Source organism: Streptomyces sp. Go-475, assembly GCF_003330845.1.
Lineage (GTDB): Bacteria > Actinomycetota > Actinomycetes > Streptomycetales > Streptomycetaceae > Streptomyces.
Window position 1 is genome coordinate 3,296,934 of sequence record NZ_CP026121.1, and the last position, 18,044, is coordinate 3,314,977.

At 72.3% G+C, this 18,044-nt stretch carries 16 protein-coding genes and 1 other RNA gene; 4 read left to right on the top strand and 13 right to left on the bottom strand.

What is annotated here, in order from left to right; all coding sequences use genetic code 11:
• Nucleotides 1–91 precede the first annotated feature (91 nt).
• The 4 genes from C1703_RS15100 to C1703_RS15115 form a co-directional block, all read right to left on the bottom strand.
• A complete protein-coding gene (locus tag C1703_RS15100; RefSeq protein WP_232840490.1) occupies nt 92–1,120 on the bottom strand; it encodes a hypothetical protein in 1,029 nt (342 codons plus the stop codon).
• A gap of 110 nt (nt 1,121–1,230) precedes the next feature.
• Nucleotides 1,231–2,253: a LysR family transcriptional regulator gene (locus C1703_RS15105; protein ID WP_269803204.1), complete on the bottom strand. Its 1,023-nt coding sequence runs from the start codon at nt 2,251–2,253 to the stop codon at nt 1,231–1,233.
• 177 nt (nt 2,254–2,430) lie between these two features.
• On the bottom strand, nt 2,431–3,258 hold the full coding sequence (locus C1703_RS15110; RefSeq protein ID WP_232840491.1) for a hypothetical protein: 828 nt from the start codon (nt 3,256–3,258) through the stop codon (nt 2,431–2,433).
• A 13-nt stretch (nt 3,259–3,271) separates the two neighbouring features.
• Nucleotides 3,272–3,517: a hypothetical protein gene (locus C1703_RS15115; protein ID WP_114253166.1), complete on the bottom strand. Its 246-nt coding sequence runs from the start codon at nt 3,515–3,517 to the stop codon at nt 3,272–3,274.
• A gap of 269 nt (nt 3,518–3,786) precedes the next feature.
• Between C1703_RS15115 and C1703_RS15120 the strand changes: the two genes are divergently transcribed.
• The 3 genes from C1703_RS15120 to C1703_RS15130 all read left to right on the top strand — a co-directional run bounded on the left by C1703_RS15120 (nt 3,787) and on the right by C1703_RS15130 (nt 8,292).
• Nucleotides 3,787–4,995 carry an MFS transporter gene (locus C1703_RS15120; RefSeq protein ID WP_114253168.1) on the top strand — a complete coding sequence of 403 codons (1,209 nt, stop codon included), beginning with the start codon at nt 3,787–3,789 and terminating at the stop codon, nt 4,993–4,995.
• Between the two features lie 76 nt (nt 4,996–5,071).
• Nucleotides 5,072–7,321, top strand: coding sequence for an alpha-xylosidase (yicI, locus tag C1703_RS15125; RefSeq protein ID WP_114253170.1), 2,250 nt, complete (start codon nt 5,072–5,074; stop codon nt 7,319–7,321).
• Nucleotides 7,321–8,292: a LacI family DNA-binding transcriptional regulator gene (locus tag C1703_RS15130; protein ID WP_114253172.1), complete on the top strand. Its 972-nt coding sequence runs from the start codon at nt 7,321–7,323 to the stop codon at nt 8,290–8,292. Before yicI ends, C1703_RS15130 begins: the two co-directional genes overlap by 1 nt.
• 48 nt (nt 8,293–8,340) lie before the next feature.
• Here C1703_RS15130 and ssrA read toward each other — a convergent pair.
• The 5 genes from ssrA to ftsE all read right to left on the bottom strand — a co-directional run bounded on the left by ssrA (nt 8,341) and on the right by ftsE (nt 12,291).
• Nucleotides 8,341–8,745: a transfer-messenger RNA gene (gene ssrA, locus C1703_RS15135) on the bottom strand.
• A 136-nt stretch (nt 8,746–8,881) separates the two neighbouring features.
• A complete protein-coding gene (gene smpB / locus C1703_RS15140; protein WP_114253174.1) occupies nt 8,882–9,361 on the bottom strand; it encodes an SsrA-binding protein SmpB in 480 nt (159 codons plus the stop codon).
• Between the two features lie 46 nt (nt 9,362–9,407).
• The gene (locus tag C1703_RS15145) at nt 9,408–10,574 is read right to left on the bottom strand and encodes a S41 family peptidase (RefSeq protein ID WP_198678177.1); all 1,167 of its coding nucleotides are present in this window, start codon (nt 10,572–10,574) and stop codon (nt 9,408–9,410) included.
• A gap of 68 nt (nt 10,575–10,642) precedes the next feature.
• Nucleotides 10,643–11,560 (bottom strand): permease-like cell division protein FtsX, encoded by a 918-nt coding sequence (gene ftsX, locus C1703_RS15150; RefSeq protein ID WP_114253176.1) that lies wholly within the window; start codon nt 11,558–11,560, stop codon nt 10,643–10,645.
• 41 nt (nt 11,561–11,601) lie between these two features.
• Nucleotides 11,602–12,291 carry a cell division ATP-binding protein FtsE gene (gene ftsE, locus C1703_RS15155; RefSeq protein ID WP_003990615.1) on the bottom strand — a complete coding sequence of 230 codons (690 nt, stop codon included), beginning with the start codon at nt 12,289–12,291 and terminating at the stop codon, nt 11,602–11,604.
• A 237-nt stretch (nt 12,292–12,528) separates the two neighbouring features.
• Between ftsE and C1703_RS15160 the strand changes: the two genes are divergently transcribed.
• Entirely contained in the window at nt 12,529–12,720 is a 192-nt protein-coding gene (locus tag C1703_RS15160) for a hypothetical protein (RefSeq protein ID WP_031113103.1), read from the top strand.
• A gap of 149 nt (nt 12,721–12,869) precedes the next feature.
• On the opposite strand, the gene C1703_RS15165 is transcribed toward C1703_RS15160, so the two are convergent.
• From C1703_RS15165 to C1703_RS15180, 4 genes are all read right to left on the bottom strand, one after another.
• Nucleotides 12,870–13,493 carry an LPXTG cell wall anchor domain-containing protein gene (locus C1703_RS15165; protein ID WP_114253178.1) on the bottom strand — a complete coding sequence of 208 codons (624 nt, stop codon included), beginning with the start codon at nt 13,491–13,493 and terminating at the stop codon, nt 12,870–12,872.
• A gap of 302 nt (nt 13,494–13,795) precedes the next feature.
• Nucleotides 13,796–14,902, bottom strand: a complete 1,107-nt coding sequence (gene prfB / locus C1703_RS15170; protein WP_114253180.1) for a peptide chain release factor 2 — start codon at nt 14,900–14,902, stop codon at nt 13,796–13,798.
• 71 nt (nt 14,903–14,973) lie between these two features.
• Nucleotides 14,974–16,221 (bottom strand): serine/threonine-protein kinase, encoded by a 1,248-nt coding sequence (locus tag C1703_RS15175; RefSeq protein WP_114253182.1) that lies wholly within the window; start codon nt 16,219–16,221, stop codon nt 14,974–14,976.
• 122 nt (nt 16,222–16,343) lie between these two features.
• Nucleotides 16,344–18,035, bottom strand: coding sequence for a serine/threonine-protein kinase (locus C1703_RS15180; protein WP_114253184.1), 1,692 nt, complete (start codon nt 18,033–18,035; stop codon nt 16,344–16,346).
• Nucleotides 18,036–18,044 lie beyond the last annotated feature (9 nt).

Consider the following 18,044-nt stretch of genomic DNA (forward strand, 5'->3'; position numbering starts at 1 on the left):
TGTCCTGGGGCCCCCTGCCCGGGCGAAGCCGAGCGCTGGGGGAACGTGCGTGCCAGGCGTCGCGGGGCAGGCGCGAACGTGCGGACGTCCCCTAGGCGGCGGGTGTCTGGGCGATGGGCTGGGTTGCGGCCGGGCCGTCGGCGACGGTGCCGCCGTCCCCGCCGGTGCCCGTGGTCTCGGTCGGCGGCTCGGGTGTGGTGCCGCCGGTCGGTGTCGGGGAGGACACGGGCGGGCTCGGCGGGTTCGCCGGCTCGCTCGGGCCCGGGTCGGTCACGCCGGTGCCCGGGGCCGGGGTGGTCCGGGTCGCGGTCGGCGTGGGGTCGGCGGTCGTGCCGGTGCGGCCGGGCCCGGCGGAGGCCACGGGTTCGAGGGCACTGGGACCGGGCGAGGGGGCGGTGACCTCGTCGGTCGTCGGCGTGCTGCCCGGGGCGGTGGCGCCGCTGCCGCCGGCCGGGGCCGACTCGGCGGGCAGGGGAGGAGTCTCGACCTGCCCGGCCGGCGGGCCCTCCTTCTTGCCCGGCACGGGCAGCCAGGGCGCGTTGGAGTTGCCCGACAGCAGCGTGGCGACGATGACGACGGCGTAGACGCCGCACGCCAGGGCGATGACCATGCCGATCCGCCGGAAGCGGCGGCTGCGGCGGCCGGACTCGTCGACGAAGACGGGCCGGTCGGCCGGGGCCGGACCGACACCGGCGCCTTCCTTGACCTGCCGCAGGAAACCGTCCCCGAGCTGGACGGCGTCGAGCTGGACCGTGACCTCGTGCGGATCGTGGGTGCGTCCGGCAGGGTCGCTGGTGTGCCCGGCAGGGTCGCTGGTGTGCCCGGCAGGATCGTGGCCGGGCCCGGGCAGGCCGGCTTCCTCCGGTTCCCGCCAGGGGTCGCGGACGGCGGGCCGGGGCCCGGTGCCCGGTGCGAGCGAGTCGGCCTCGCCCTCGCTCTGCCGCGGAATCCCGCGCAGTATCTCCGTCGCGCCGGGCCGCCGGCGCTCGGTCAGCCGGACGTCGCCGGCGAAGACCTGGGTGACTCTGCGGTCCCGGCCCATGCCGTCCGCGGGGACTTCACCGGTGGCCGACGCGGCCTCGGGCCACTCGGGTTGGGCGTCTTCTCGCCACTTTGTCACGCGTACGCACTTCCCCCCACGGGATGGTTCAGGTGCGCGTACGACCTGAGCACCCGTCGTCGGACCGGGCCCCCAACCCGTCCGAGCGCCCCCCTATTACCACACCGTGCTCAGGCGTCGAATGTAGCGCACGCGGAGGTTATGTGTGGACGACGTGTCGAATCGTTTCGGTCGCGAGACCTCATGAGGACATCGTCACCAGCGGGAACCCACGTCCCGGCGGGCCGCCGCAGCCAGCCCTCCTCCGCCGCGAGCAGGGCCGCGGCCCGGCGCAGCGCGTCGAACGCGGGGTGGGTCAGGCCCCTGCGCCACACCAGTGAGACGGGGGACAGCGGCACGGGGTCGACCAGGGGCCGTGACACCGTCGACGGCATGGCCGGAAATCCCACGACGGCCAGGACCGGATGGCGCGTTCTGGCCATGACCCGCTGGAACTCCTCCTCCCCCACGGCCAGCGGCGCGGGTGGCGCGATCTCGATGCCGCGTCCCTCGAACAGCAGCCGCGCGAGGCCGGTCCACTCCGGCGTGCGCGCGTTGCCGGCGCCCGCGTAGACGGTCTCGCCGGCCAGTTCGGCGAGCGGCACCTCCGCCGGCGCGGCCAGCCGGTGGTCCTCGGGCAGGACGATCGCCATCGGCTCGTACCGCACGGGCTGGTGGTCGAGCCCGGCCCGCAGCGCCGGGTCCAGCCCGGCGAAGCGTCCGAACGACGCGTCCAGCCGGCCCGCGAGCAGCTCGCCGGCGGCTCCGGTCAGGCCGCTCTCGTAGCGGGCCATCAGCTCGTGCTCCGGGGCGAGTTCACGGGCCCGGTGCAGGACGCGGCGCGGTGTGACCAGGCCCGGGGAGTTGAGGTCCACCAGCAGGGGCCGGGCCTGGTCGAAGGCGGCGAGCAGCTCGTCCTGCGCCCGGAGCACCCGGCGGGCGTACGGCAGGAGCCGCTCCCCGTCGGGCGTGAGCGTCACCTGCCGGGTGGTCCGCACGAACAACTCGGCCCCCAACTCCCGCTCCAGCCGCCGCACGTCCCGGCTGAGCGCCTGCTGCGCCAGGTGGAGCCGCACCGCGGCGCGGGTGAAGTGCAACTCCTCGGCGACGGTGACGAAGGCACGTAGGAGACGGGGGTCGAGGTGGGCGGGCATGGGGGGAAACTACAACGGGGGCGGGTCGGGGGTTCAGGGAACGGTGACCCGCGCCCGCCGCCCGGGGGCGGCCGGGGAGTCGGCGGAGGCGGGTCGAAGGTTCAGAGAACGATGACCCGCGCCCGCCGCGCCGGGGCCGGTCGGGGAGCCGCGCACCAGGGGACGCCGCCCCCCGTCTCAGGAGTCGCCCCGCCCAGGGGTCTCGCTCTCGCCCGTCGCCTCGCCCCCGGCCGCGGTCTCGGTCTCGCCGGCCGGCGCCTCCTTCGGCGCTCCCGGCCCCACCCGGTGGCGGGGCACCGGCCGCAGCGGCGGGCGCGTCAGCGTGATCTGCCGGACGACCTGCTGGAAGCACGCCAGCGCGGCGAGCCCGGGCAGCGCGGCCGCCGCCGTGCCGAGGACGGTCCGGGGCGCCTGGGCGACGCACAGCAGAACGGCCACGCAGGAGAAGACCACGACCACACACCAGGAGTGCGCGGCACGGCGCTGGTGCAGCGCGGCCCGCAGGACGGACAGGGACGCCACCAGCCAGGGCCCGTAGACGAGGAGGGGCCACCAGGTGCGGAGGTTCCGCTCCGCCGGGGACACGGCGACCAGGCGCAGGGGGTCGTAGGCGACCATGCCGCTCAGGAGGCTCACGGCGGAGGCGATGACGGCCGCCAGGGCGGCGACGAGGAAGCTGGTGGTGCGCAGCAGGCCGCCCGGGGCCCTGCGGGTGCGGACCTTGCGGTGACGGCGGGGGACGTCCCGTACGGGCGGCAGTTCCTCGGTGATGTCCTGGAGCCGCCTCATGTGCGCGCCCGGCGCCGGGGCCGGCTCCGCGGCCTCGGCCGGTTCCTCGTCCCGCGGCCCGGGAATCCGCGCCGCCTGTTCCCCGAGGGCCTCCTCGAGGATGAACGCCAGTTCCTCGGCCGGGTCCCAGGTCGGATCCGGCGGTGTCAGGGGGGTGATGAAATCCCGGGCCGGAGCCCGGTGCCGTCCGGTGCCCTCGATTCCTTTGTCGTACATGCCGGCGGCCCGACTATTCCGCAAGCGCGAAGGCGGGCCATTCCGTTGCACTGATCCACCGTCGGGCGAGATCCTTTTCCAGCGTGCTCATGGCGTCGATGAAATCGCGCAGCACCGGCTCGGTCACCTGCAGCGTGACCGGGCAACCGGCCTTGGTGAGCGTGCCGTTGACGGTGGCCGACGAGTGCGCTGGAGCCGGAATGTAGGTGTATGGGCCGAGCGTTACCGCCCAACCGTCTTTCCTGGTCGCCTCGGTCATGTACCGACTAACCGCCTCCCCACTTCGCCGGATGCGCGGCAAACGAGTGAAGGATTTTCCCCAATGAGCATCTTTTCCATGCGCCATGAGGAGCATCAGTAATCTCCATATCCCTGTATGAAAACAAGGAGAACAGGGAGAACAGGGAGCGAACATTTCTCGCCAGGGAGTTTCCCGCCATGGGCTTCCGGCCGTTGACAACGCAGGTGCGTGATTCCGCGCGGAACAGGTGTTGGACCGCTTGATCACCCCCGGGCGACGGTGGACGCATGCCGCCACTCTCCCCGTACCGCCGTCTGTTCCGGCTGCCGGGCGCCCGTGCCTTCACCGCCGGGAACCTGATCGCCCGGCTGCCGATGGGCATGTTCAGCGTCAGCGCCGTCGTCATGATCGCCGGGACGCGGGGCTCGTACGCCCTGGCCGGTGCCGTCACGGCGACGGGCCTCGCGGCGACCGCGGTCGTCGCGCCCTGGACCGCGCGGCTCGTCGACCGGTACGGCCAGGCCCGGGTGGCCCTGCCCGCCACGGTGATCGCCGTCCTCGGCTCCCTCGCCCTGCTGCTCTGCGTCCGCCACGACGCCCCGGACTGGACCCTGTTCGCTTCCTACGCCGCCACCGCCACGACCCCCAACACCGGCGGCATGTCCCGGGCCCGCTGGGCCCATCTGCTGGCAGGCGACGCCGAGGCCCTGCACACCGCCAACTCCTTCGAGCAGGCCGTGGACGAACTGTGCTTCATGCTGGGCCCGGTGCTCGCGGCCTTCCTGTGCGGGGCGTTCTTCCCGGAGGCGGGCACGCTGGCCGGCGCGGTGCTGCTGCTGACCGGCATGGTCCTGTTCACGTCCCGGCGCGCGACGGAACCGCCGGTCCGGGAGCGGATACCCGCGAAGGCGCCGCTGCGCGCCCCCGGTATGCCCCCGCTGCTCACGGTCTGCCTGGCGATGGGCGGGATCTTCGGCTCGACGGAGGTCGTCACGCTCGCCTTCGCGGACGCGCGGGGCCACTCCTCGGCGGCGGGTGCCGTGCTCGCGCTCCAGGCGGCGGGGTCGTGCGCGGCGGGCCTGGTGTACGGCGCCGTGAAGCCGGCGGGGCCGGCCGCGGCCCGCCTGTCATGGTGCGTGGCCACGATGGCCGCACTGCTGACCCTCCCGCTGCTCGCCGCCGCGCTCACCGGTTCGCTCCCGCTCCTGGCGGGCGCCCTGCTGGTCGCCGGCATGGCGACGGCCCCGACGATGGTCACCACCATGACGCTGGTCCAGCAGCGCACCCCCGAGGGCCGGCTGAACGAGGGCATGACCCTCGCGGTGACCGGCCTGCTCGGCGGTATCGCCGGTGGCAGCGCGCTCGGCGGCTGGATGGTGGAGCACGTGTCGGCGACGGCCGGATACGGCGTCCCGGTGACGGCGGCGGCCCTGGCCCTGGCGTTGTCCCTGACCGTGGCGTCGAATCGCTTCACCCTCACGTGCACAACCCATTGACGCCCTCCCACACCCCCACATACGTTCAGCTGTCGAAGCGCTTCGATCACGCGCCGTGAAGTGAGGGACCCCCCACATGAAGTTCACCGACGGCTACTGGCTCCTGCGCGAGGGCGTCACCGCGGCCTACCCGGCCGAAGTGCTCGACGTCGTCGAGTCGGACGGCACGCTGGAGATGCACGCGCCGACCCGGCCCATCCGCTCCCGCGGCGACCTGATGACGGGCCCCGTCCTCACGGTCACCGCCCACACCCCCATGCCCGACGTCATCGGCCTGACGCTGACGCATCTCACGGGCGGCCGGCCCCAGGGCCCCGCGTTCGGGATCTCGGCGTCGGAGACCGCCCCGCAGCTCGCGTACGACGACGAGCACGCGACCCTGACCTCGGGCGACCTGACCGTCCGGCTCGCCCGCGGCGGCCCCTGGCAGGTCGAGTTCCTCGCGCACGGCCGCACGCTCACCGGCAGCGGCCACAAGAGCACGGGCATCATGCGGGATCCGGACGGCGCCCACCACCTGCGCGAACAGCTGGTCCTGAAGGTCGGCACGTCCGTCTACGGCCTCGGCGAACGCTTCGGCCCGCTGGTGAAGAACGGGCAGGTCGTCGACATCTGGCAGGCCGACGGCGGCACGTGCAGCGAACAGGCCTACAAGAACGTGCCCTTCTACCTCACGGACGCGGGCTACGGCGTCTTCGTCGACCACCCCGGCAAGGTGTCCTTCGAGGTCGCCTCGGAGGTCGTGTCCCGGGTGCAGTTCAGCGCCGAGACCCAGGAGCTGACGTACTACGTCATCTACGGCCCCACCCCGAAGGACATCCTGCGCAAATACACGGCCCTGACCGGCCGCCCGGCCCTGCCGCCCGCCTGGTCGTTCGGCCTGTGGCTGTCGACGTCCTTCACCACCTCGTACGACGAGGAGACGGTGACGTCCTTCATCGAGGGCATGCGGGAACGCGAACTCCCCCTGTCTGTCTTCCACTTCGACTGCTTCTGGATGCGCGAGTACCACTGGTGCGACTTCCGGTGGGACGAGCGGGTCTTCCCCGACCCGGAGGGCATGCTCGCCCGTCTGAAGGCTCGTGACCTGCGCGTCTCCGTCTGGATCAACCCGTACATCGCCCAGCGTTCCCCGCTGTTCGCCGAGGGAAAGGCGCTCGGGCACCTGCTGCGCCGCCCGGACGGCAGCGTCTGGCAGTGGGACATGTGGCAGCCGGGCATGGCCCTGGTCGACTTCACCTCGCCGGCCGCCCGCGACTGGTACGCCTCGAAGCTCCAGGCGCTGCTCGCGCAGGGCGTGGACTGCTTCAAGACCGACTTCGGCGAACGGGTGCCGCTCGACGTGGTCTGGTCCGACGGCTCCGACCCGGAGCGGATGCACAACTACTACACGTACCTGTACAACCGCACGGTCTTCGAGGTGCTGCGCGAGCACCGCGGCGAGGCGGAGGCCGTCCTCTTCGCCCGCTCGGCGACGGCGGGGAGCCAGCGGTTCCCGGTGCACTGGGGCGGCGACTGCGAGGCCACGTACGAGTCGATGGCGGAGTCGCTGCGCGGCGGCCTCTCCCTCGGCCTGTCGGGCTTCGGCTTCTGGAGCCACGACATCGGCGGCTTCGAAGGCACCCCCACCCCGGCCCTGTTCAAGCGCTGGCTGGCCTTCGGCCTGCTCTCCTCCCACAGCCGTCTGCACGGCAGCAGCTCCTACCGGGTCCCCTGGCTCTTCGACGAGGAGTCGGTCGAGGTGGCCCGGCACTTCACCCGGCTGAAGCTGCGCCTCATGCCGTACCTGTACGAGGCGGCCCGCACGGCCCACACCGACGGCGTGCCCATGATGCGGGCGATGGTGCTGGAGTTCCCGGACGACCCGGGCTGCGCGCACCTGGAGCGGCAGTACATGCTCGGCCCGGACCTGCTGGTCGCACCGGTCTTCAGCGACGAGGGCGACGTCTCGTACTACGTCCCCGAGGGCACCTGGACGCACTTCGTCACCGGGGAGACGGTGACGGGCCCGCGCTGGGTGCGCGAGCGGCACGACTTCCTGAGCGTGCCGCTGCTGGTGCGGCCGGGCGCGGTGCTCCCGGTGGGCGCGCGGGACGACCGCCCGGACTACGACCACGCCGACGGGGTGACGCTCCGGGCGTACGGCCTGCGGCCGGGCGAGGAGACGACGGTACGGGTCGGGGAGGTGACCTTCACGGTCGTGTCCGACGCGGGCACCCTGCGGGCGTCGTGCAGCGACCCGTCGGCCCCCTGGGCGCTGGCCTGCGGCGACCGCGAGGTGCGGGCGGCGGCCGGAACCGGCACCCTGACGCTGGAGCCGGCCTGATGGTCAGGATCACGGACGTGGCACGCCGGGCCGGGGTCTCCCCCAGCACCGTCTCCTACGCGCTGAGCGGCAAGCGCCCGATCTCGCCGGAGACCCGGCGCCGCGTGGAGGCGGCGGCCCGGGAGCTGGGCTACCGGCCGCGGTCGGACGCGCCGCCGCACGGCGGGGTGAAGGTCCTGGCCGTGGCGGCTCCGCTGCGCGGCGGCACCGACGTACCGGCGATGATGCGGCTGACGCAGTCGGTGGTGACGGCGGCACGCGCGTACGACCACGACGTTCTGCTCCTCACCCACGAGGAGGGCCTGGCCCGCGTCCGGGGATCGGCGCTGGTGGACGCGTTACTCGTGACGGACATCGCCCTCCACGACCCGCGCCTGCCCCTGCTCCGCTCCGTGGATCCCCCGGTCGTGCTGCTCGGCCTCCCCGCCGACCCGCGGGGTCTGGCCTGCGTCGACCTGGACTACCGCGCGGCGGGCGAGGCGTGCGTGGACCACCTGGCCGGCCTCGGCCACCGATCGGTGGCCCTGGCCGGCTCACCGCCGGAGGTCTACCTCCGCGAGACCGCCTCGGCCCGCCGCCTGGTCGAGGGCTTCACCGCCGCGGCCCACCGGCACGGCGTGGCTTCCTCGGTGCACCCCACCGAGCCGTCCCCGCCCGCGGCCCGCGCCCTCGCGGACCGCCTGCTGCGCGCCCACCCCGCCCCGACGGCCGTGATCGTCCAGAACGACCCCCTCCTGGACCCCCTGCTCACGGCCCTCCGGCACCTCGGCCTGCGCATCCCCGAGGACCTGTCGCTCATGGCCGTCGGCACCGACATCCCTCCGACGATCACGTCGGTCACCGTGCCGTCCGCGGAACTGGGCACCCACGCGGTGGACCTACTACTGCGAAACGACTCCGGCACCCCCGCACCACAGACGGCCCTGCTGCCCCCGCGCCTGACGGAACGGGCCAGTACGAGCCACACATGACGAAGGCCCCGCCGCTGGAAAGCGGCGGGGCCTTCGCCCACATGGGATGAGTGGAGATGGCGGGAATCGAACCCGCGTCCAACGGTGCGGAACCAGGGCTTCTCCGTGTGCAGTCGGCTGTGCTTTTCTCGGCCCCGGAGATCACGCCGACAAGTCTCCGACGGGCCCAGTCACTGTTTGGTTTCCCTCTTCACCCCGTGACCGGGATCGAGGTTTAGTTCCCTAGATGATGCCAGGATCCGGGTCGGGAACACCCCCGGGCTGACACTCCCTTTAAGTAGGGGAGCCGCTGCTCGCTACCTGAAGATCAGGCAGCGAGGGCGAGCTCGCCCTGGGAGATGGATCGCTTGGAATTGGCGATTATTTTTCTCGGCCTGTGGTTTACGAGATCATGGCCGCTTCCTCGACACGCTTCCCCTGCTTCGACAGCCGCTGTCGAAACCGATCATCCCCATGTTGTTTTTTCAAACCGCCCCGCGAGGGGGCCCGCACCCGCTGTGAGGTGCAGGTGCCATCGTACGTGACCAACGCCGGACGATGCCAGCGTATTCCCGGCGACGGACCGGACCGGACGGGACGGGACGGGTTCCTACGCCCGTTCCTTCCGGCGCACCGCCGAGATCACCCGCTCCGCCTCGCGGCGGTCCTGCTTCTCGCGGAGCGTCTGCCGCTTGTCGTACTCCTTCTTGCCCTTCGCCAGTGCGATCTCGACCTTGGCCCGGCCGTCCTTGAAGTACAGCGCGAGCGGCACGATGGTGTGACCCGTCTCGCCCGACTTCGACTCCAGCTTGTCGATCTCGGCGCGGTGCAGCAGCAGCTTCCGCTTGCGGCGGGCGCTGTGGTTGGTCCACGTGCCCTGGCTGTACTCCGGCACGTGCACGTTGTGCAGCCATGCCTCGTGCCCGTCCATCTGCACGAAGCCGTCGACCAGCGACGCCCGTCCCTGGCGCAGCGACTTCACCTCGGTCCCGGTGAGGACCAGACCGGCCTCGTAGGTGTCGATGATGTGGTAGTCGTGCCGCGCCTTCTTGTTCTGCGCGATCAGCTTGCGCCCTTTTTCCTTAGCCATAGTGCCGACCATTTTCGCACTACGGAGGGGGGTCGCGGGAAGTCGATTACGAGGGGGTCGCCAGGCCGCGCAGTACGCTCTCGGCCCGCTGCAGGGCCCCTTCGTCGGCCTCCAGGTCGGGCGTGATGCCCCGGCCGTCGACCCCGCGGCCCGAGGGGGTGCGGTAGTGCCCGACGGTCAGCTCCGCGACGGAGCCGTCGGGCAGCCGGCTCGGCATCTGGACCGAGCCCTTGCCGAAGGTGCGGGAGCCCACGACCAGCGCCCGTCCGCGGTCCTGCAGGGCGCCGGTGAGGAGTTCGGCCGCGCTCATCGTCCCGCCGTCGACGAGCACGACCAGAGGTCTCGTCGTGTCGCCGCCGGGCTCGGCGTGCAGCACGCGCTGCTCGCCGTCGACGCCGTACGTGGCGACGAGGCCGCCGTCGAGGAAGGCGGAGGCGGCGGTGACGGCCTCGGTGACCAGGCCGCCGGAGTTGCCGCGCAGGTCGAGGACGACGCCGCCGGGCGGGGCCTGCCGGAGGGCCTTACGGATCTGGTCGCCGGAGCCCTTGGTGAAGGTGGCGACCCGGATGACGGTGACCGGGCCGGCGACCTGCCGGACGGTGACCGAGTCGGTGGACAGCTGGGTGCGGCGCAGGGTCTCGGTCCACGCGCGCGTGCCGCGCTCCAGGCCGAGGCGGACGGTGGTGCCGGCGGGGGCGTCGATGGCGTCCCCGCGCAGTAAGGAGACGACCTCCGTGACGGGCCGCCCGTCGGCCGGCCGGCCGTCGACGCTGCGCAGCAGGTCGCCGGGGCGGATCCCGGCGGCGGCCGCGGGCGACCCGGCGCGCACCTTCGTCACCGCGATACGGCCGTTCCGCTCGCTGCGGGCCCACAGGCCGACGCCGGTGTACTGGCCGTCGAGGGCGTCCTCGAACTCCTCGTACTCGCCCTCGGAGTAGACGGCGCCCCAGCGGTCCCCGCTGCGGCTGACGGCGCGCTTGGCGGCCTCCATCGGGGACTTGCCGTCGGCCAGGGCCTCCTCGGCCGCCCTGGTGACCGCCGCGTGGTGCCCGGCCGAGGCGGCCGAACCGGCCTCGTCCGGCGGGGACTTCCGGTCGGCCTGCGGCAACGCGCCGGTGGCCGCGCCGGCGACGAGCACGCTCGTGAACAGCAAGGTCAGGGCGGCTCCGCGGCGGATGCGGCGGGGCTGACGAAACGGGTCACGACCTGACATGCCGGTGAGTCTAGGACAAGGGGAAGGGCCGTACGGCCGGTTGACCGCACGGCCCCTCTTGGTATGCGTCACACCTTCAAGTACTTGCGCAGCGCGAAGAACGCGGCCAACGCGGGCATCAGCAGGCTCGTGGCGAGGATGAGCGGCAGCTTCGTCAGGACGGCGTCCCAGCCGATGAAGTTGATCAGGTTCAGCTTCTCGGACAGCGCCAGGCCGTGGTCGATGATGAAGTACCGGGCGATCAGCAGGAAGGCGCACGCGAGGGTGCCGCCGATGAGTCCGGCGACCGCGGCCTCCATGATGAACGGCGCCTGGATGTAGAAGCCCGAGGCGCCGACCAGGCGCATGATGCCGGTCTCGCGCCGCCGGCTGAACGCCGAGACGCGCACGGTGTTGACGATCAGCATCAGCGCTACGACGAGCATGAGCGCCATCACCGCGCGCGCGGCCCAGTTCATGCCGTTGAGGAGCCCGAACAGATTGTCCAGGATGCCCTTTTGGTCCTGCACGGACTGCACGCCGTCCCGCCCGTCGAAGGCGGTCGCGATGACCTGGTACTTCTGCGGGTCCTTCAGCTTGATGCGGTACGACTCCTGCATCTGGTCCGGCGTGAGGGAGCTGGCCAGCGGGGAGTCGCCGAACTGCTCCTTGTAGTGCTTGTACGCCTGGTCCTGCGACTCGTACGTGACCGTCTGGACAACGTTCATCTTCTCGAGGTCGGCCTTGATCTGCTTCTTCTGGTCGTCCGTGACCGCGCCCTTGGCGCAGTTGGGGTCGGACTCGGCGTCGGACTTGTTGCAGAGGAAGATCGAGACGTTGACCTTGTCGTACCAGTAGCCCTTCATGGTGTTGACCTGGTCGCTCATCAGGAGCGACCCGCCGAACAGGGCGAGCGACAGGGCGACGGAGACGATGACGGCGAAGGTCATCGTCAGGTTGCGGCGGAGACCGACGCCGATCTCCGACAGGACGAACTGGGCGCGCATGGCGGCTGGTTATGCCTTTCCGTGGATCTCGGGAAGCGGTCTCAGTGCTGGTAGCCGTAGACACCGCGGGCCTGGTCGCGGACGAGGCGGCCCTTCTCCAGCTCGATGACGCGCTTGCGCATCTGGTCCACGATGTTCTGGTCGTGCGTGGCCATCACCACGGTGGTGCCCGTCCGGTTGATGCGGTCGAGCAGCTTCATGATGCCGACGGAGGTCTGCGGGTCGAGGTTGCCGGTGGGCTCGTCGGCGATGAGCAGCTTCGGCCGGTTGACGAAGGCCCGCGCGATGGCGACGCGCTGCTGCTCACCACCGGACAGCTCGCCGGGCATCCGGTCCTCCTTGCCGCCGAGCCCGACGAGGTCGAGCACCTGCGGCACGGACTTGCGGATCTCGCCGCGCGACTTGCCGATGACCTCCTGCGCGAAGGCGACGTTCTCGCCGACCGTCTTGTTCGGCAGCAGGCGGAAGTCCTGGAAGACCGTCCCCAGCTGGCGCCGCATCTGCGGCACCTTCCAGTTGGAGAGGCGGGCGAGGTCCTTGCCCAGCACGTGCACCTGTCCGTGGCTGCACCGCTCCTCGCGGAGGATCAGCCGCAGGAAGGTGGACTTTCCGGAGCCGGAGGACCCCACGAGGAAGACGAACTCGCCCTTCTCGACCTCCAGGGAGACATCCCTGAGGGCGGGGCGGGTCTGCTTGGGGTAGACCTTGGAGACATTGTCGAATCGGATCACGGATGCACCACGGGTCGCCGGGGGTAGATGAGCGTGACCATACGCGAACCGGGTAGGGCACCGCAGTCACCGACCGTGGTTGCGCCATGGATGTGCCGTTTTGTACCGACCCCCGCGCCACCACTCCTGCGGCACTGAACCGCGCGGCCTCCGGAGGAACCTGGCACAGTGGAGAGGGGAACATTCCCGTCCCCACGAACGTTGGGTACGTGGAACCGGCGCAAGGAGGGCAAGCGCATGACGTACGACCGGCTGGTGTGCGCGAACTGCGCGGCCCCCGTGAGCGAGGGCCGCTGCCCCGTGTGCCGCGCGAACCGCGAGCGGCTGCAGCAGGAGAACTTCCTCGCGAATCTGAACCCGATGGCGCTGATCGCCCTGCTGACGGTGCTGATCGCGGCGGTGGCCCTGCTGGCGCACCAGACCGCGTAAGGGCGCAGCGGAGCGCGTCCGCGGAACAGGGCGCACCGGGGCGCGCAAGGGCGTAGGCGCCCCCGAAGACACGGCCGAGGGCCCGGAGCGTTTCGCTCCGGGCCCTCGACGTCGTACTGCGCCTACGGTCCGTAGGGGCGCGCCTACCGTCAGGCGGCGGCGCCGCCCCGGCCGCCCATGAGGCGCGGCAGGACGCGGAAGCCGACACCGCCGGCGATCATCGTGGCGGCGCCGAGCACCAGGAAGGTGGTCTGCGCGGCACCCGTCTCGGCGAGCTCCGGGCCGCCGGCCTGGGCCTGCTGCGGGGCCGGGGTGTTGTCCGACCCGATGTCGGTGAGGGACGAGGAGCCCTCCTGCTGCGGGGAGGTGCCGCCGTCGGGGTCGGCGTTGTTGCCGCCGCCGTCGTTGCCGCCGTTGGCGTTGCCGCCACCGTTGCCGCCGCCGTTGCCGTTGCCCGGGTTGGTGGGCTGGCTCGTCGGGTCCTCGGTCGGCTCGGTGGGCTCGTCCGTGGGGTCGGTGGGCAGGTCGGTGGGCTGGTCGGTCACCGGCGGGTCGGTCGGGAGGCCGGTCGGCGGGTCCGTCGGAAGCTCGGTCGGAACCGGCGGAGTGGTGGGCGGAGTCGGGACCGGCGACTCCTCGGCGCACAGGATGCCGAGCAGGCAGTCCTCGTTCTCCGCGGCGGATGCGGCACCGGCGGCGGTCAGCGAGGCACCGGCGGCGATCACGGCGCCGGCCGCTATCCGCGCGACACGGATCCGCGTCTTCTTCGTCATGTGGTTGCTACCCCCAGTAGCTCATCGTCATTAGGCAGCGCTCGGGGCTGTGCTCGACGGGGACAGCTGCGGTGAAAAGCCCCCCGGTTCACATGCGCCCCAGAGACACGCATGCCGCGCTTTACCCTTCCCATTTTTCAAAGACACGTCAAGGGCGTTTGCGTGCGCCATGTCCAACTACGGGGGCTATGCCGGGACTCTGAGCCTGTGAGTGTGATGTAAAACCCAGACATGCCGGCACAGAAGCGGGCACAGAAAAGGCAACTGCCGCCCTGACGTCGGCAGTTGCCTTGTCGACAAACTTACTTCTCCTGCTGCTTGCGCCAGCGAATTCCGGCTTCGAGGAACCCCTGGATCTCGCCGTTGAACACGGCCTCGGGGTTGCCGACCTCGAATTCGGTGCGCAGGTCCTTGACCATCTGGTACGGGTGCAGCACGTAGGAACGCATCTGGTTGCCCCAGGAGTTGCCGCCGTCGCCCTTGAGGGCGTCCATCTTGGCCTGCTCCTCCTGGCGGCGCCGCTCCAGCAGCTTGGCCTGGAGGACGTTCATCGCCGTGGCCTTGTTCTGGATCTGCGAGCGCTCGTTCTGGCAGGAGACGACGATGCCGGTGGGGAGGTGGGTGATGCGCACCGCGGAGTCCGTGGTGTTCACGCCCTGGCCGCCGGGGCCCGAGGAGCGGTACACGTCGATCCGCAGCTCGCTCTCGTCGATGTCGACGTGGTCGGACTGCTCGACCACGGGCAGGACCTCGACGCCCGCGAACGACGTCTGCCGCCGGCCCTGGTTGTCGAAGGGCGAGATGCGCACGAGGCGGTGCGTGCCCTGCTCGACGGAGAGCGTGCCGTACGCGTAGGGCGCCTGGACGGCGAAGGTGGTCGACTTGATGCCGGCCTCTTCCGCGTACGACGTCTCGTAGATCTCGGTCTTGTAGCCGCGCTGCTCGGCCCACCGCAGGTACATGCGCTGGAGCTTCTCGGCGAAGTCGGCGGCGTCGACGCCACCGGCCTCGGCGCGGATGTTCACCAGGGCCTCACGGGAGTCGTACTCGCCGGACAGGAGGGTGCGGACCTCCATCTCGTCGAGCGCCTTCTTCACGGCGGCGAGCTCGCACTCGGCCTCGGCGCGGGTGTCCGGGTCGTCCTCCTCCTCGGCCATCTCGAAGAGGACGCCGAGGTCGTCGATACGACCGCGCAGGGCCTCGGCCTTCCGCACCTCGGCCTGGAGGTGGGACAGCTTGCTGGTGATCTTCTGCGCCTCATCGGGGTTGTCCCAGAGGGACGGCGCGGCCGCCTGCTCCTCGAGCACGGCGATGTCTGCCCTCATCTTGTCGAGGTCCAGAACGGCCTCGATCGACTCCATGGTCGAGGAGAGGGACTTGAGCTCTTCGGATACGTCGACGACTGCCACGCCCTCCAGCGTAACGGCTCCGCCCGGCGGGCAGCGCCGGGCGGCCGGTGCGGGCGGGCACGGCCCGGGGGTCAGGGGGACTGGGGCGCCGAGTTCTTCGTGTCCTGGGGAGGCGTTCCCCCGCCGTCGTCCGACGAGGAGAGCCAGGCCCCGACGCCGACCGCCGCGGCCAGGGCGACCGCGCCGGCGCCCAGGGCCACCCGGCGGCGCCGGGTCGCGGCGCGGTTGCGGGCGGAGCCGGGACGGGGGGCGCCCGCCGCGCGCGGGGCCCGGGCCGTGCCGTGGGCGCCGCCGGCCAGCTCGTCGGGGGCCGGGACGCGCATCGAGGTGTGGGTGTCCCGGTTGGAGTCGGCCGGCTTCGCGCCCGGCACCAGGGGGACCGCGCCCCGCCGCCGGACCTGCTTGCCGGCCGGTGCCGGACCGGCCGGCTGCTCCTCCCGGTCGGCCTCCTCGGCCTGCTCGGTGTCCGGCTCGTCGACCTCCAGCGGCGGCATGCCCGCCAGCATCGGCAGCAGCTCCCGCAGGCGCGCCCCGAGCTCGGAGGCCCGCAGCCGGGAGGCCGGGGCCTTGGCCAGGCACTGCACGAGCAGCTGCCACAGCTCGTCGGGGATGCCGGGCAGCGGGACGACCGTCTCCGTGACGTGCCGGCGCAGGACCGCGCCCGGGTGGCCGCCGCCGAACGGGGTGAAGCCCGCGAGCAGCTCGTAGAGGACCGTGGCGAGCGCGTAGATGTCGACGGAGGCGCGCGGGGGCAGGCCCTCGACGATCTCCGGGGCGAGGTAGTCCGGCGTGCCGATGATCTTCGTGGCCTTGGTGCGGCGCGGGGTGTCGATGAGCTTCGCCACGCCGAAGTCGGTGAGCAGCGCGCGGTGGGAGCCGCCGGGGCCGAGCGGGCCCTGCATGTCCAGCAGGACGTTCTCCGGCTTGACGTCCCGGTGCACGACACCGGCGGCGTGCGCGGCCGCCAGCCCGTCGGCGATGTCCGCCGCGATCGCCACGGCCGCCTCGGGGGCGAGGCGCCGGTCCCGGTCCAGGCGGGTGCGCAGGTCCGTGCCGCGGACGAGGTCCATGACGAGGGCCAGGTCGTTGCCGTCGACGACCAGGTCGCGCACGGACACCACGTGCGGGTGCTCCAGGCCGAGCAGGGCCGTGCGCTCCTGGACGAAGCGCCCGACGAGCTCCTGGTCGGACGCGAGGTCCTCGCGCAGCAGCTTGATGGCGACGGGGCCTTCGGGGCCCTCACCCAGCCACACCGTGCCGGCGCTGCCCCGCCCCAGGACCTGGTGGGCGGTGTACCGGCTGCCGATCTTCCGTGCCAAGGCTGCTCCTACCGACGCGTGTTGTCGCTAAAACTACGCGGCCGAGGAGCCAACCTTCACCGCCCGGGCGGAAATCACCCGCCAGGTGTCGACAAATCACCAACCCCGCAGGGCGGTTCGGGTCAGTTCGTGCCCGAACCGCTCCCGCCGAGCTTCTCGAACCAGCCGGTCACCGTGGAGAACCAGTCGGTGAGCTGGTCCCAGTAGCCCTTGGTGGTGCCGATCCACTCCTGGAGCGGGCTCAGCTCCCAGATCAGCCAGCCGGCGACGAACAGGATGACGATCGTGAACAGGCAGCCCTTCAGGCACCCGAGGCCGGGGATGCGCATCGGGTTGGCGCTGCGCTGCCTCGGCTGCCGGGGCTCGCGCTGGGGCCGCTGCGGCTGCTGGGGCTGGGCCGGGGGCGCCGGCGGGGCGTAGCGCTGCGGCGGCTGGGGCCGCTGGGGGGCGTACTGCTGGGGCTGCTGCGGTTGCGGGTGGCCGTAGCCGGGGCCGGGCGGGGGCGCCTGGCGGCGCGGGGGCTGCTGCTGCGGCCGGGCGACCTGGCGCTGGGGGCGGCGGCGCAGCGGGTCCTGGCCCGGGTCGAGGTACTGGACCTGCGTCTGCTCGTTGCGGTCGCGGGCGGCCCGCAGCTGGTTCTGCCAGGGGTGCGGGTCGTCGGGACCGCCCTGGCCCTGCTGGCCGGGGTGACCGGGCGCGCCCGGCGGGACCGGCGGCATGACGGCGGTCGGGTCGGCCGTTTCGCCCCGGTGGGGGAGCACGGCGGTGGGGTCGGCGGCGCCGGCCGGGCCGCCGGTGTGCGGCATGACGCTGGTCGCGGCGTTCGGGTCGTAGGAGCCCGCGCCCTGCGGCAGGACCTGGGTCGGGTCGGCCGCGCCGGGCGTGTCCGGCACCGGCGCGGGGGCCGGGTCGGGCACCAGGAGCGCGCCGACGCCCTCGGCGGCGGCGATCTGCGCGGAGTTCGCGTGCACGCCGATGCCCTCGGCGACGACGCGCAGGCCCCGGGCGAGGTTCTCGGCACTGGGCCGCTCGTCCGGGTTCTTGCGCAGGCAGCGCTCGATGACCGTCCACAGCGGGTCGGGAACGGTGGAGGGGCGGCGCGGCTCGGCGCTCAGGTGCTGGTGCAGCACCTCCAGGGCGGAGCCGCCGGCGAACGGCGGGCGGCCGGTGACCAGCTCGTACAGCAGGATGCCGGCGCCGTAGATGTCGACCGCGGAGGTCTGCGGGCGGCCCTCGGCGGACTCCGGGGCGACGTACGCGGGCGTGCCGACGAACTCCTGGGTGCGGGTCAGGCCCGGGGAGTCGGCGAGGCGGGCGATGCCGAAGTCGGTCAGCAGCGGGTGCATCTGCCCGTCGTACTGCTGGAGCAGCACGTTGGCCGGCTTGAGGTCGCGGTGGACGACGCCGTCGGCGTGGCTGGCGGCGAGGGCGTCGGCGATCTGGGCGGTGAGCAGCGCCGCGGCGACGGGCGTGAAGGGCCCGTTCTCGCGCAGGTAGCGGTGCAGGTCGGGGCCCTCGACGAGGTCCATGACCAGCGCCAGCAGCTCGCCCTCGACGACCAGGTCGCGGACCCGGACGATGTTCGGGTGGGTCAGCCGGAGCAGGACGGAGCGCTCCCGGAGGAACCGCATGACGATGTCCGGGTCGCTCGCCAGCTCCTCCTTGAGGACCTTGATCGCGACGGTCTCGCCGGGCTGGCCCGGCACGGCCGCCTCGGCGCCCGCGGTCTCGCGCTGGCGGGCTCGCCAGACGGTGCCCGTGGCGCCGCGTCCGAGCGGCTCCTCGAGCAGGTACTTGCTGCCTACCGGCCGCACGTCATGCGC

Excerpts from the sequence above, each read along its gene's own strand:
- ftsX (WP_114253176.1), bottom strand. The coding sequence starts at position 11,560 with ATGCGCGCCCAGTTCGTCCTGTCGGAGATCGGCGTCGGTCTCCGCCGC.
- C1703_RS15115 (WP_114253166.1), bottom strand. The coding sequence starts at position 3,517 with ATGACCGAGGCGACCAGGAAAGACGGTTGGGCGGTAACGCTCGGCCCA.
- C1703_RS15160 (WP_031113103.1), top strand. The coding sequence starts at position 12,529 with ATGACGTACGACCGGCTGGTGTGCGCGAACTGCGCGGCCCCCGTGAGC.
- C1703_RS15120 (WP_114253168.1), top strand. The coding sequence starts at position 3,787 with ATGCCGCCACTCTCCCCGTACCGCCGTCTGTTCCGGCTGCCGGGCGCC.
- C1703_RS15165 (WP_114253178.1), bottom strand. The coding sequence starts at position 13,493 with ATGACGAAGAAGACGCGGATCCGTGTCGCGCGGATAGCGGCCGGCGCC.
- smpB (WP_114253174.1), bottom strand. The coding sequence starts at position 9,361 with ATGGCTAAGGAAAAAGGGCGCAAGCTGATCGCGCAGAACAAGAAGGCG.
- C1703_RS15105 (WP_269803204.1), bottom strand. The coding sequence starts at position 2,253 with ATGCCCGCCCACCTCGACCCCCGTCTCCTACGTGCCTTCGTCACCGTC.
- yicI (WP_114253170.1), top strand. The coding sequence starts at position 5,072 with ATGAAGTTCACCGACGGCTACTGGCTCCTGCGCGAGGGCGTCACCGCG.
- C1703_RS15110 (WP_232840491.1), bottom strand. The coding sequence starts at position 3,258 with ATGTACGACAAAGGAATCGAGGGCACCGGACGGCACCGGGCTCCGGCC.
- C1703_RS15145 (WP_198678177.1), bottom strand. The coding sequence starts at position 10,574 with ATGTCAGGTCGTGACCCGTTTCGTCAGCCCCGCCGCATCCGCCGCGGA.
- C1703_RS15130 (WP_114253172.1), top strand. The coding sequence starts at position 7,321 with ATGGTCAGGATCACGGACGTGGCACGCCGGGCCGGGGTCTCCCCCAGC.